Annotated in this window: 16 protein-coding genes; all 16 read right to left on the bottom strand. The window is 22.7% G+C overall.

Annotation, left to right across the window (positions count from 1 at the left end; translation table 11 throughout):
• Positions 1 to 1,812 precede the first annotated feature (1,812 nt).
• Positions 1,813 to 2,346 carry a hypothetical protein gene (locus H7686_RS01000; RefSeq protein WP_193621905.1) on the bottom strand — a complete coding sequence of 178 codons (534 nt, stop codon included), beginning with the start codon at positions 2,344 to 2,346 and terminating at the stop codon, positions 1,813 to 1,815.
• Positions 2,347 to 2,485: 139 nt separating this feature from the next.
• The gene (locus tag H7686_RS00995; RefSeq protein WP_193621904.1) at positions 2,486 to 4,045 is read right to left on the bottom strand and encodes a class I tRNA ligase family protein; all 1,560 of its coding nucleotides are present in this window, start codon (positions 4,043 to 4,045) and stop codon (positions 2,486 to 2,488) included.
• A gap of 39 nt (positions 4,046 to 4,084) precedes the next feature.
• On the bottom strand, positions 4,085 to 4,933 hold the full coding sequence (gene rsmI / locus H7686_RS00990; RefSeq protein ID WP_193621903.1) for a 16S rRNA (cytidine(1402)-2'-O)-methyltransferase: 849 nt from the start codon (positions 4,931 to 4,933) through the stop codon (positions 4,085 to 4,087).
• 21 nt (positions 4,934 to 4,954) lie between these two features.
• A complete protein-coding gene (locus H7686_RS00985; protein ID WP_444517551.1) occupies positions 4,955 to 5,899 on the bottom strand; it encodes a hypothetical protein in 945 nt (314 codons plus the stop codon).
• 5 nt (positions 5,900 to 5,904) lie between these two features.
• Positions 5,905 to 6,525, bottom strand: coding sequence for a dTMP kinase (tmk, locus tag H7686_RS00980; RefSeq protein WP_193621901.1), 621 nt, complete (start codon positions 6,523 to 6,525; stop codon positions 5,905 to 5,907).
• A gap of 94 nt (positions 6,526 to 6,619) precedes the next feature.
• Positions 6,620 to 7,621, bottom strand: a complete 1,002-nt coding sequence (locus H7686_RS00975; protein ID WP_193621900.1) for an energy-coupling factor transporter transmembrane component T family protein — start codon at positions 7,619 to 7,621, stop codon at positions 6,620 to 6,622.
• Positions 7,605 to 8,480 carry an ATP-binding cassette domain-containing protein gene (locus H7686_RS00970; RefSeq protein ID WP_193621899.1) on the bottom strand — a complete coding sequence of 292 codons (876 nt, stop codon included), beginning with the start codon at positions 8,478 to 8,480 and terminating at the stop codon, positions 7,605 to 7,607. Before H7686_RS00970 ends, H7686_RS00975 begins: the two co-directional genes overlap by 17 nt.
• Positions 8,456 to 9,277, bottom strand: a complete 822-nt coding sequence (locus H7686_RS00965; RefSeq protein WP_193621898.1) for an ATP-binding cassette domain-containing protein — start codon at positions 9,275 to 9,277, stop codon at positions 8,456 to 8,458. Before H7686_RS00965 ends, H7686_RS00970 begins: the two co-directional genes overlap by 25 nt.
• 124 nt (positions 9,278 to 9,401) lie before the next feature.
• The gene (gene rplQ, locus H7686_RS00960; RefSeq protein ID WP_193621897.1) at positions 9,402 to 9,758 is read right to left on the bottom strand and encodes a 50S ribosomal protein L17; all 357 of its coding nucleotides are present in this window, start codon (positions 9,756 to 9,758) and stop codon (positions 9,402 to 9,404) included.
• A gap of 50 nt (positions 9,759 to 9,808) precedes the next feature.
• Complete coding sequence (locus H7686_RS00955) at positions 9,809 to 10,774, bottom strand: DNA-directed RNA polymerase subunit alpha (RefSeq protein WP_193621896.1); 966 nt, start codon at positions 10,772 to 10,774, stop codon at positions 9,809 to 9,811.
• 13 nt (positions 10,775 to 10,787) lie between these two features.
• Positions 10,788 to 11,180 (bottom strand): 30S ribosomal protein S11, encoded by a 393-nt coding sequence (gene rpsK, locus H7686_RS00950; RefSeq protein ID WP_078122918.1) that lies wholly within the window; start codon positions 11,178 to 11,180, stop codon positions 10,788 to 10,790.
• Positions 11,181 to 11,188: 8 nt separating this feature from the next.
• Positions 11,189 to 11,587, bottom strand: a complete 399-nt coding sequence (gene rpsM / locus H7686_RS00945) for a 30S ribosomal protein S13 (protein ID WP_193621895.1) — start codon at positions 11,585 to 11,587, stop codon at positions 11,189 to 11,191.
• 22 nt (positions 11,588 to 11,609) lie between these two features.
• Positions 11,610 to 11,726, bottom strand: coding sequence for a 50S ribosomal protein L36 (gene rpmJ / locus H7686_RS00940; protein ID WP_078122916.1), 117 nt, complete (start codon positions 11,724 to 11,726; stop codon positions 11,610 to 11,612).
• A gap of 22 nt (positions 11,727 to 11,748) precedes the next feature.
• Entirely contained in the window at positions 11,749 to 11,973 is a 225-nt protein-coding gene (infA, locus tag H7686_RS00935; protein ID WP_439099936.1) for a translation initiation factor IF-1, read from the bottom strand.
• A gap of 22 nt (positions 11,974 to 11,995) precedes the next feature.
• Complete coding sequence (map, locus tag H7686_RS00930) at positions 11,996 to 12,742, bottom strand: type I methionyl aminopeptidase (RefSeq protein WP_193621894.1); 747 nt, start codon at positions 12,740 to 12,742, stop codon at positions 11,996 to 11,998.
• A gap of 80 nt (positions 12,743 to 12,822) precedes the next feature.
• Complete coding sequence (gene secY, locus H7686_RS00925) at positions 12,823 to 14,079, bottom strand: preprotein translocase subunit SecY (protein ID WP_249175854.1); 1,257 nt, start codon at positions 14,077 to 14,079, stop codon at positions 12,823 to 12,825.
• Positions 14,080 to 14,093 lie beyond the last annotated feature (14 nt).

Here is a 14,093-nt window from a genome sequence, read left to right as displayed (position 1 = left end):
TAAATTTTAAATGTTCATAAATCGAAAATAGCCAATTTTGTCTCTTTTGGCAAGTTGTTTTCAATAATAAACAATACCATTAATGGCATGAAAAGTATATTTGACTTTAATCAAAGTATATTTTTATTATTATTAAACCATTTTTCAACATTTTCAAAATTAGTTTCTTGTATGCCAGAAATTTCTTCTTTTGGTAACTTAATTATGTCTGTTTCGGTTAAAAAAATCCAACCAATAACTAAAAAAAGAATTATTCCTAAAATACTAAAAAACCATTTAATAATTTTTTAATATTAAACATAATTAATTCCTTTCGAATCATCGGAATATACAAATATTTTAACACATTTGCCTTTTTAATTTTCATTAAAACCAATTTTTCAAACAAGAAGTTAATTATTTGTTTATTTTTCCGGTTCAAAATCGAATTAATCTAAATATTAGGAAATTCTATATTTTTTTAATTTCTTCATATTCTGTTGTTTATTAAGTTAATTCGTTTTTTTAAGTTTAAATCAGATTTATTCTTCTCATGAGATTCTTGTTCTTCTTTAATTTGTTCTTTAAGTTGATTAATTTCATGACGAATTTAAAAATTTTTTTAGATATATTGTCCTGAAATGTTTTCTAAATTTTAATATTATCTTAGAAGTCTAAAAAATGTAGACTTTGTTAGTACCTATTGGTTATTTTTTGTTCGAATTTCTCGATTAAACGATTAATTTCCTTTGCTTATAGGTTTTGAAAAAAGTTGTTAAATAAAAAACTCGCCAAATTGAGCGAGTTTGTTTAGATTAAATTATGTTCTTATAATTTTTTTTGATTTGAATTAATATTAAAGAAGCAATAAATATTAATGAGAAAATTAAGCCATAAAATAATAAATTACTTAAACTTATTATTTAAATCTATAATCTAATAAGGAAATTTTTGCCAAATAACACATAATATCAAATATAAAAAAGGATGAGTTAAACTAATATATAAAAATTTTTTAATTTTAACGAAGTTTTATTTAAAAAAAGTAATAATATGAAAATACTAAAGATAAAAATATATGTTTTAAATAAATAACTAAAATCTCAAAAGAATTTCTTTGATAATAAAGATGTTTATTTTCTATTTTCAAATTGTAAAAAATTAACAAATAATCAATTAAACAAATAAAACTTAAATTTTTTTTATTTTAGAGTTTACAAGTAAATATAAAAGAACAAAATAAATATTTATTAATAAAATAGTTTGTCTTTTAAATAAATATAATGAATACAAAGGTTTATAAAATACTTTAGCTAAAATTAATATTAAAATTAATAAATTAATTATCAGTAAATATATATTTTGTTCATAATTATATCACATTTATAAGCTTATTAAGTTTTTAATTATTATGTTGAAATAAAACATGATGTTTATTTTGTTAAAACGATAAAGTTTTCAAGATTAAAGTAAAAATAGAAATCGGTTAATTTGAAATAATAATTGTGAAAGCGCACGTAACCAAAGTAATAATCTTGTTCTTATTCTAAGAATTGTTCCGGAACTTTTTATTTCAAGATTAAGTAAGTGCCAATTGGACTTTCGTGTTATTTTTTTATAATTTTACATATAAATATAATTAACTGTCATCTTTTTTATAGTATATTGAATCTTGAATTCGGTTTTATCTTTAGATTTAGTTCAATATTAATTCCTCCTTTAACTCCATCGAGAGTATCGCCTGATGATTTGTTAATTTACTTGATATTTAAGTCTCTTTATCGCTTTAATCATATTATCAATCTATTTATAATTTTATTATCAAATAAAATATTAAAATAAATTTTGTTTAAAAAATAAAATTACTTTTTTCATATCAAGATTTTTAGGTTTTAAATTTCCTTGCTTATTGGAAAACATAAAATTATCACAATACCATTTTTTTAAATATTGATACATATCTAAAGATAATAAATCGTATAAATTATTTTGATTATCAATGGATAAAAAAGATTTAATAATTATATACCATGATATATTTTTATTATGAGGCATAAACCTTTTTAATTCCCATTGCAAACAACATTCTAAAATTACTAAAAAATTTGTATTAACGATTTTATAATTATGATTTTTAGAATAAAAATCATGAAAACTATTAACATAATGAATTCTTTGATGCATTTCTAAAACCCATTTATTAATAGACAAATTAAAATAATTACGACCTAAATCTAAAAAAGGTTGCATAGCTTTGTTTTTAATATTTTTGTTTAAACAATAATCATACATACCAAATTCTTTTCTTAAAGCACATAAAGAAATATCAGGGGCGTATGGATATAATTCATAAGGTATTATTCTCATTTAAAATCCTTTTTAAATAATTTTATTTACAATTTAATCTTATAAAAAGAAAATTATACTTTTTTATATTTATTTATCGAAATAATAAAATTTTTTTATGTCTAAATCAAAATGATTAATTAAAAAAATATTTTTAATTTTATTTTTCGAAACGCTGAAATAGTTTATCTTTCTTACCTACTAAAATTTTATTTTTGGTAATACCGAAAAATTTTAAACTTTCAAAATTATTTTCTTCTGATTGAATTTGATCTAAAATACATTTAGCTGTAGTTGGCAAAAAAGGCTGTAATAAAACACCAATAAAACGTAAAATTTCTATTGTATTATATAAACAATAATTTAATTTATTAATATCTTGAGAAGAATTACTTTTAAATAATTCCCATGGTTTTATTAAATCGATATATTTATTACCATAACGTGCTAAATTCATAATATGTCCAATAGCTTCAGATATTTTAAAATCTTTCATACATACACGAATTATTGGTAAAACCGAAAGAGCAAAATTTGATAATTTTAATCCTAATTCATTTTCAAAATTATTAACTTTAATAACTTTATTATCACAATATTTTTTTAACATGCCTATAGAACGACTTAATAAATTACCAATAGTATTTATCAAATCCGTATTATAACGTTCGAACATTAAATCATAAGTTAAACAACCATCAGAAACATATGGAATTTCATGTAAAACAAAATAACGAATAGCATCAATAGGAAAAATTTTATTTAAATCATCTACATAAACTACATTTTGAGTCGATTTAGACATTTTGCGATTATTAAATAAAATCCAAGGATGAATTAAAAATTGTTTAGGCAAAGGCAATTTTAAAGCAAATAAAAAACTCAAATAATAAATTAAATGAAATCTCACAATATCTTTACCTATAATTTGCAAATCAGGCGGCCAATATTTAACGAAATTTAAATCTTCATACCAGAGTTGATCATCATTTGATTTCGGAAATTTTAATAAACCTGTAATATAATTACTTAAAGCATCAAACCAAACATAAGTGATGTGTGTGTTATCAAAAGGCAAAGGAATTCCCCATCTAAAAGAAGTTCTTGAAATTGATAAATCTGCTAAAGGTTCTTTTAATAAATTTAAAATTTCCTTTCTACGCGTAACTGGTTTAATTAAATCAGGATGATCTTTTAAATATTGCAATAAAATTGGTTGATATTTAGATAATTTAAAAAAATAAACTTCTTCTTTCATCCAAATTGGAGTTTCGCCACTAGGTAATTTATTATCAATTAAATCTTTATCGGAAACATAACTTTCTTCAGCAACAGAGTACCAGCCTTGATAAACTCCTAAATAAATATCTTTTTGTTCAAATAATTGATCTATAAATTTTTGAACATATTTCTTATGTTTTTCATCAGTAGTACGAATAAAATAATCATATTGAATATTCACAGAATCATAAATTTTTTTAATTTCATTAGAAATATAATCAACATATTCTTGATTAGACATTTTATTTATTAAAGCTTTATTTTCTATTTTTTGACCATGTTCATCTGTTCCTGTTTGAAAAAAAACAGAATATCCTTCCATTTTTTTAAAACGTGATATAGCGTCTGCTAAAATAATTTCATAAACATTACCTATATGAGGCAAAGATGAAGTATATACAATTGAAGTAGTAATAAAAAATTTATCTTTTGGAACCATATAAACTAATTTTAATTACTCCTTAAATTCTAATTTAAGCTATTTTATCTGAAATTGATTATAAATTTGTTTTTTAGATATCTTACGTTCTCTAGATAAAAAACTCAAGGCTTCTTTCCGAGAATAACCTTGTTTCAATAAAAGTAAAAAATGTTCTTCCAAAGTTAAATCTTGAAATGGTGACAAAAATTTGTTTTTATCAATAATGATGACATATTCACCTTTTAAGGATAATTTTTCTTTTTCTTGCAAAATCTCATTAATATCTCCGCAAATAATAGTTTCAAATTTTTTCGTTAATTCTTTAGATAAATTAATATTTCTGTAAACATAAAGTTTTTGAATCAATAATAAAGTCTCTAATAAACGTAAAGGAGATTCAAAGAAAATTAAAGCTCCTTCAAAAAAACGATATTTTAATAAAATATTTTCTTTTTGTATTCTTTTTTTCGGAAAAAAACCTAAAAATAAAAAAGGTAAAGTGAAAGTAGAAATACTAAAAGAAGTTGTAACAGCAGAAGCTCCCGGTAAAGGACACACATAAAAACCTGATGCTTGTACTTCGCGAACTAATAACAAACCTGGATCACTAATCAAAGGAGTTCCTGCGTTACTAATAAGAGCTAAATCTTTATTTTGCCTCAATAAAGATAAAACTTGAGAAATTCTTTTTTTTTCGTTAAATTGATGTAATGACAATAAATTATTCTCGAATTTATAAAATTTCAAAATTTTATAAGCCTGACGAGTATCTTCAGCCAAAATACAATCTACTTTTTTTAAAATATTTAAAGCTCTAAAAGTTAAATCTGACATATTACCTATAGGAGTAGCAACCAAATATAAAGTAGCTTTTTTTTCTTGAAAAGTTTTTTGAATGTATAACATAATTCATATCCATCATAATTATTATTTTTTTTTAATTTCTAAAATTAAAGCTAACCAACAAAATTTATTTTCCATTTTTAAACTTATAGATTCCAAATCATTAAAAATTCTTAACCAATTTATAATTTCTATTTCTGATAAAGAAATTAAATTACCTATTTGAAACAAATATTTCGGAAAATTATACCTCGGTTTTTGGTTTTTTTGATAAAATAATAAATCTATAAAAAAATTACTTAATATAAACAAAAAATCACTAAAAAAATACTCATAAATCATTAAATTAAATGTTTCATATAATAATTGATTAGAAAAAGATTTTGTTTGAAAATTTTCCAAAAAAATTAAAAAAAATTTTTTTAAATTAAAAAAATAATTTTTATTCAATAAGTAAATTTCTTGTTTATTAATTTCTTTTAATAAATTCAATAATATTTTATCCAAAATATCTTTTTGCAAATCCAAAACATTAGAAAAAGAATTTTGAGAATAAGGATTCCAACATAAAAATTGTGATCTAGAAACAATAGTAGGTAAAACTAAATTACGATCTTCAGTGAACAAAATACCTAAAATATTTTCGTTTATAGGATTCTCTAAAAAATAAAGCAAACTATTAGCCGCATTATAACTAACCTTTTCTATAGATTCTATAACGTAAATTTTTTTTTTTTGAATTAAAGAAGTTTGTGTAAAATAATTATACATTTCTAAAATTTGTTCTTTACCTACAGAAAAATTTTTATCATCACGTAAATAATAAAAATTAGGATAACTATTTTCTATAATCATTTTTTTTAAAACATCAGATTTAATATTATCTTTTTGTAAAAATTCATATACTAAATCTACAATTAATGATTTTTTCGTTTGAGCATTCAAATTAGTTTCTATCAAATATAAATGAGATAATTTTTGATCACGCATTAACATTCTAAAATATTCTAGTAAATAATTATTAGACATAATATTTATATATTTAATCTAAATAATTCACGTAATTTATTCAAAATAATTATATGAACTTCTTCAAAAGAAAGATTATTAGTATTAATTTTAAAAATTCTTTTCGGATATAAATGGCAAAGTTTTAAATAACCATCTCTAATTTGTTGGTGCCAAAATAGTTTTTGCGCGTCAAATCCTTCTAATTTAGATTTACTTCGAGCATATAATCTTTTTAAAATTATTTCCGGTTCCAAATCTAAATAAAAAGTAATATCAGGCAATAATTTATAAGCTAAATAATTAATTTGCCGAATAAATTTAATACCTAATTTTCTCAAATAACCTTGATAAACAAAAGAAGAATCTAAATATCGATCACAAATAACAATATTATTATCTGATAAAGCTGGTTTGATAACTTGTTGAAGATGTTCTGTTCTATCTGCTGCGTATAATAAAGATTCTGTTACAAAATCGATTTTATTATGAGTATTAATTAAAATTTGTTTTATAGATTTAACTAAATTACAACCACCAGGTTCTCTAGTCATAATTACCGGATATCGCTTTTTAATAGTTTGAAATAAAGAAAAAACATGAGTGGTTTTGCCAACGCCATCTCCGCCTTCAAAAGAAATAAACATAATTTTTACCTTTAACTTCCACATTAAAATAAAAAATAAATAAATTTTAACTAAAAAATTCCTGACCAAAATCTTAATTATAAATGATTAAAAATCAAACAAAAAAACTCCAACACAATAATAATAAATGAAAAAATAATATCAAATAATCAAGATAACTCATACAATAATAAGTTAATTTTGTGCGTGGAGCTCCTAAAACATAACCTCGTGATTCCATAGCATTAGCTAAAATCGAAGATTTTTGAAAAGAAAGAACAAAAATCGGTATCAATAAAGCAATAAAATAATAAATTTTTTTAAAAATATTTTGAGTATTTAAATCAATACCTCGAGAAGTTTGTGCTTTTATTATTTTTTGTGATTCGGATAATAAAAAAGGTATAAACATATAAATTAATGATAATAACATAGTTAAAGTTTCTAAAGGAAAATTAATTTTTTTAAGAGGTTTTAAAATAAATTCTAATCCATCATTTATTTCCATAAAAGAAGTTGTCCCGGAAAATAAAGCAAAAACTAAAAAAATCATTAAAATACGTATAATAACAAAAAAAGTTTTCCATATATAATTGGAAGATAAAAATAATATTTGAGTTTCATTAATGAACCAACTTCGAGAAACGAAAAAACGAGGTAATAAAAAAATTATTATCAGAAAAAAATAACTATAAAAACCATTTACAAAATAATATTTAAAAATAAAAAATAATAAAGTAATTAAACACCAAATATAAAAGTTATTCCACATGAAAATTTTAATATCATCGCTTGATTTAGAAACGGTAGATAAATTCAAAATTAAACTCAATATAATTAACCAATTTAAATGTGAAAATTTCTTAAGCAATTTTACCCACGAATAATTAGTTTTTTGCAATAACCATAATATTAAGAAAAAATTAACTATTAATATAATTATATAAAAAAAAATATTTACCAAATCTTTATATATAAAATTTAATGCAAAATTTAAACCTAAAATAATTTTTAACCAACAAAAAAAAATAAATATTTTAACAGCAGGATGAATCGAATATAAAAAAAAACTATTACGATATGATACTATATTATTTTTATCATTTGTTTTTATCATATCTTTCAATTCCGCCTGTATAAAATTTACGTAAATAAGCTAAAAATTCCTTTTCAGAATAAACCGGATGAAAAGGAATATCAAAAGATTTTTGCATTAATTTTAAAAGACTAAAAGTTTTAGGTTCATATAAATTAAATTTATGCAATTTAAAAGTTTTAAAAAAAAATTCTTTAGAATTATCAAAAATAATATGACCTTTTTCCATAAAAATAACACGAGTAGCATATTGGGCTACCAAATTCATATCATGAGTAATACAAATAATTGTTTTTTTGTCTACTTGATAAAGATCTGTAAAAATTTTCATTATATCTGTATAACCTTGAGCATCTAATCCTCTTGTCGGTTCATCTGCAATAATAATTTGAGGTTCCATAATCAAAATTCCTGCAATAGCAACTTTTCTTTGTTGACCTCCGGATAACTTAAAAGGAGAAGTATTTATAAAATTACTACTAATTCCAACTTTATTTAAAATTTTTATAGCTTTTGTTTTTAATTCGTTAGAATTTTTATTAATATCATTTGTAAAAGCAAACAAAACGTCTTTTAAAACAGTAGATTCAAACAATTGATATTCAGGAAATTGAAAAATTAAACCTATTTTCCGCTTTATATTATTCAAAAATGCTGAAGAAGTTTTATAATTAATAATTTTATTAAAAATTTTTACTATACCTACTTCAGACAATAATAAACCATTCATTATTTGTACTAATGTAGATTTTCCTGAACCTGTAGGACCAACAATAGCAATAAATTCTTGATTCGGATTAATAGATAAATTAATTTTATTTAAAGCACAAACGCTATATTTATCATAATAAAAACTTACATCTTTAAATTGTATTGCCATAAAAAATCCTTCAATTTAGACAAAATAATAGGTGGTTTTGATAAGCGATTAAAATCTTGTTGTAATCTATAATAAAGTTTTAAAAATAAAGGCAAATTGATAAAATTATTTTTTAAAAATATTTCATCTTTCATAAAATTAATAGGAATATCTTTTTTTAAAAGATTACCTTTTTGCAAAAAAATAATTTCATCACTTCGAAAGGCAAATTCCCAATCATGTGTAATAGTAATTAAAGTTATATTATTATTTTGATGAAGATCTTCAATAAGATTATAAATTTCTTGGGTCCCTTGAGGATCTAAAAAGGATGTAGGTTCATCAAAAATTATAATTTTCGGTTCCATAACCAAAACAGATGCAATAGCTACTCGTTGTTTTTGACCTCCAGATAATTCTTGAGGATTACAATCCAATAAATGCAAAATATTTAACTTTTCGGCAATATTAAAAATCTTGTTTTCCATCACTTCACGAGATAAATTTTGATTTTCTAATCCAAAAGCAATATCATGTTTTACATCACAACCGATAAATTGATAATCTGGATTTTGAAAAATAATACCCATACGAGCACGTAATAAAAATAAATTTTCTTCCGTTAAAACAATATTATCAATAATAACTTTACCTTTTGAAATCGGCAATAAACCAACCAAAATTCTAGCTAAAGTAGATTTACCCGAACCATTACCACCTATAATTGAAATCCATTTTCCAGAATTAATACAAAAATTTAAATTTTGTAAAATTTCAACATCTTTATAACTAAAATATAAATTTTCAACAACAATCATAATCTACCTTAAAAACTCTAATATTTTTGGTTTTATATTATATTTATAAATTTTCATTAAAATTAAAAATTAAATAGAATAAAACAACTTATAAATATTAATCAAAAATACAAAAATATTTACTTCAAACAAAACGAATAATAGCCATAGGAGCAGAATCACCACGACGAAACTCAGTTTTAATAATACGCGTATAACCGCTTAATCTATCATTATATTTAGGTGAAATTTCCTTAACTAACTTACGTAAAATTGTTTGATTATTACTAAATTTTTGATTAAAAAATAAATTTAAAGCTCTTCTATGATTAGCTAAATTTGATGTTTTAGTCAAATTAATAACTTTATCCATCATACGACGTAATTCTTGAGCTTTTGGTAAAGTGGTAGTTATTTGTTCAGATATTACTAAACTGGATACTAAATTTTTTAATAAAGATTTTTTTTGAGATTTATTACGTCTTAATTTGCTAAAACTCATAATAAAATACTTAACCTCTTTCTTTGTGTATTTTTATAATTTTATTCAAATTATTCTAATTTATTTAACATACCAAAATGCAAATCTAAATTCTTCATTTTTTCTTTAAGTTCTTCAAAAGATTTTTTTCCTAAACTACTTAATTTAGTAATTTCTTCTTCTTGATGACTAACTAATTCTCGAACAGTAAAAATTTTAGATTTTTTTAAACTATTCAGTAATCTGACTGATAATTCTAATTGCTCAATTTTAAAATCTAATGCATGATTATGATGAGATTTTTCAGGTTCTTGAATAAAATTAATTTTTTGAGTTTCTTCTGATAATTCGACCAAAACAGCTAAATGATCTAATAAAATTTTAGCTGCTAAAGCTAAAGCTTTTTTAGGGGTAATAGCGCCATTAGTTTCAATTTCTAAAATTAATTCTTCTTTATTACCTAATTTAGATTCTACATGAAAAGTACTACGAACAATAGGAGTATATATAGAATCTATAGCGATAACGCCAAATTCACCACGATTATAAATTTTATTTTCTTCAGATCCTTTGTAACCGATACCTCTACGAACAGTTACTTCCATTTTTAATTTTGCATTTGAACTTAAAGTTGCTATTACATGAGAAGGATTAATAATTTTAATTCCAGTAACAGGTTTAAAATCTGATGCTGTAACTTCCTTAGGACCTTTTACATCTATTTCCAATTTTTGCTCAAAATCTTCTATAGAATCATAATCAGAACTTAAAATTACTCCTTTTAAATTCAATAAAATAGTCATTACATCTTCAGTAATACCTTCTATAAAACTAAATTCATGTTTAACACCTTCAATTTTAACATTAACAATAGCAATCCCTGGCAAAGAAGAAAGTAAAATTCTTCTTAAAGGTGTTCCTAAAGTATTACCATAAGTAGAAGATAAGCATTGAATCATAAAAATACTACAATTAGAATTAGAATTTTCTTTTTCTTGAATTTGCATTATAGGTTTTAAAAATTGTAATTTTGTCATGTCAATATCCTTTTTATCCACGAGGACGTTTACGAGGTCTACAACCGTTATGAGGAACAGGGGTAGCTTCTTTAAAACATGAAACAAATAACCCTGCTTCTTTAAAAGCTAAAACAGTATCACGGCCAAGACCAATACCATTAAAACGTACTTCTACACTTTTAGCGCCATAAGTTTTAGTAGCTATTTCAGCAACACTTTTAGCCACTTGTTGAGCAGCAAATAAATTGCTTTTACGACTACCACGAAAACCTAAATTACCAGCACTTTTTTGTACAATAGTATTACCTTGTTCATCTGTAAAATTAATAATAGTATTATTAAAACTTGTTTTAATATGAATAATTCCTACAGGAATATTTTTTTTAACTTTTTTATCTTTTTTTGTTTGTTTTTTTGAAGACATAAATTAAATTATCCTCTTTTTTTGAGATTATTATTTTTTTTAACTGAATCTGACAGATTTACTTGCCGATTTTTTCTAGATGTTTTAGCGTTGTTACGGGTATTTTGCCCTCTTACTGGCAACCCCAAATTATGCCTTCTACCTCTATAAGAATTAATAGATATTAAATTCTTAATATTCATTAAAGCAAGTTCTCTTCTGAGTAAACCTTTTTCATTTAATTTATTAATTTCTGTTCTAATAGCGGTTAATTGAGATTCTTGCAAATCTTTTACTCGAATATTACCATCAATATTAATGGATTGCAAAATTTTACGAGATGTTTTAATCCCTATACCATAAATATAAGTTAAACCAATTAAAATACTTTTAGTACCAGGAATATCTGCTCCTGCAATTCTTAACATTTAAAATATACTCCTTCCTGTATCAACCCTGCCTCTGATTATGACGACGTTTTTTTTTGTTAATAACAAATACTTTTTTATTACGTCGAACAATAATATCATCGGCACTACGTTTTTTTACAGATGCACGAACTTTCATAATTTTAAGATTCCTTTACAATTTATAACTTATAACGATAAACAATACGACCTATATCTTTGGAATCTGAACTAAATTCTACTTTTACTTTATCACCTAAAGAAATATGAATATTATTTTTACGTATTTTACCTGAAATACAAGCTATTATATTTTTTTTATTAGGTAATTCCAATTTAAATTTAGCACCCGGCAATGTTCCGATAACTGAAGCATCTATACTTATTTTTTCCATATAATATTCCAAAAAAACCCCCTTTATTACAAATTTATAATGTTAAAATTTCATAACCTTGAGAAGTAACTGCAATAGTATGTTCAAAATGAGCGCTCAAACTATTATCTTTGGTAACTGCTGTCCAACCGTCATAAAGTATTTGAACTTCTTTACTACCCAAAGTAAACATTGGTTCAATACAAAAAGTCATTCCTGGCACTAATACATAATCTTTTTCCACAAAATTAAAATTAAAAATATAAGGTTTTTCATGTAAAAATTTACCAATGCCATGACCAGAAAAACTTTCGATAATACCATAACCATTCGAACTACCAATTTTAAAAATAGCCTTCGAAATATCTGATATTCGATTACCTGGACAAACTTGCTCAATACCTTTATATAAAGCTTCTTGAGTATCTTTCAACAATTTAATAGTCTTATCAGGAATATTGCCTATAGAATATGTAAAAGCAGCATCTACAAAATAACCTTTATATTTAATTCCTAAATCTAGAGTTATAATATCACCATTTTTTAAAATTTGTTGATCAGAAGGTACTCCATGAACTATTGCATCATTCACAGAAGTACAAATATGTCTTGGAAAACCATTATAATTTTTAAAAGCAGAAATCACTCCATACTCTTGCATAAATTTATTAGCCAAAAAATCTAACTTCCCTGTGGATATACCTTCTTTTAAAAAAAAAATTAATTTTGTCTTAATTCTGGATAAAATTTTGCCTGCCATTTTCATTATAGCGATTTCATCTTTGTTTTTAACAGTGAACATAAAATAATTGATTCCATTTTATATATTTTCATAAATAAATTTTTATTTTTTAAAAGTACTAAAAATAATAATTAATAAAATTAAAATAATTTATTGTATAATTTATTCACATTAGTACTAGCTGTAATTTTTTGTACAATTTCAATAGCTACCCCCACTACAATTATAAGACTAGTTCCTCCTAAATTAAAAGTAGCAAAACGATTTAATTTACTAAAGAAAATAAAATTAATTATATCAGGTAAAGCTGCTAATATTGTCAAAGAAAAAGCCCCCATAAGGGTAATTTTAAATAATTTTTTTGTAATTTTATAAACAGTCTCTTGTCCCGGTTTAACCCCATCCAAATAAGCATCTTGTTTAGATAAATGATTAGCAATGTCATAAGGATCTAACATTATAAAAACAGAAAAAAACGAGAATAACAAAATCAATAAAAGATAAATAAAAAAACCTAAACCTAAATAATAATATTGTGATTCTTGCAACTGAATAATAAATTTTTTAAAATAATTATCATTAGATAAAAAAGCGCCTATAGTTGGAAAAATATTAAGAAAAGTATTAGCTAAAATAATAGGTAAAATCCCAGAAGTATTAATTTTTAAAGGGATATGATTTTGAATTGTATCATTTCGTTTGTATGTAGCATAACTAATAGGAATCTTCAAATAAGAAGAACATAAAATAATAGTTAAAATTAATAAAATTAAAAAAGATAATAAAACTAAAATTTTTTGACTTGTACTGAAAAATGCATCATTTGACAATAAAGATTTAAAACTTTTAGATAAATTTTCACTTATACTTATAACTATAAAAATAGAAACTCCATTGCCTATACCTTTATTCGTAATTAAATCTGATAACCAAATACAAATAAAAGAACCAACTACTAAAAAAAATACTACTTGCAAAACTAAAATTTTTTGTTGAGCCACATCAAAAAGTTGAGAACGAATAATAGAAGCCAAACCTTGGCCAAAAGCTATTATTAAAGTAAGCAATCTAGTAATAAAATTAATTTTATATTTTCCGATAGAACCTTGTTCATGCCATTCTTTTAAAAAGGGGAAAATTTTATTAGCAATTTGTATAATAATAGAAGCAGTAATATAAGGCATCACTCCTAAAGAAAGAAAATATATAGGCATAGAACTATTAAATATAGAAAGATCTCTTAATAATAATTTTTTTAATTGTGCAAATTGTAAAATATTAAGAGGTATAAAAGGGATGTATATATTTAAACCAATTACATAAATAAAAATAATAAATAAAGTTAAAAAAATTTTATTTATAATATGTTTTTTATCTTTAATAAAATTTACTAACATGCTCATTAAAATTT

It is taken from the genome of Candidatus Phytoplasma asiaticum (genome assembly GCF_015100165.3).
GTDB lineage: Bacteria > Bacillota_I > Bacilli_A > Acholeplasmatales > Acholeplasmataceae > Phytoplasma > Phytoplasma citri.
Note: the sequence above shows the minus strand (reverse complement) of the source record. Positions and strands in the feature narration are given on the sequence as shown.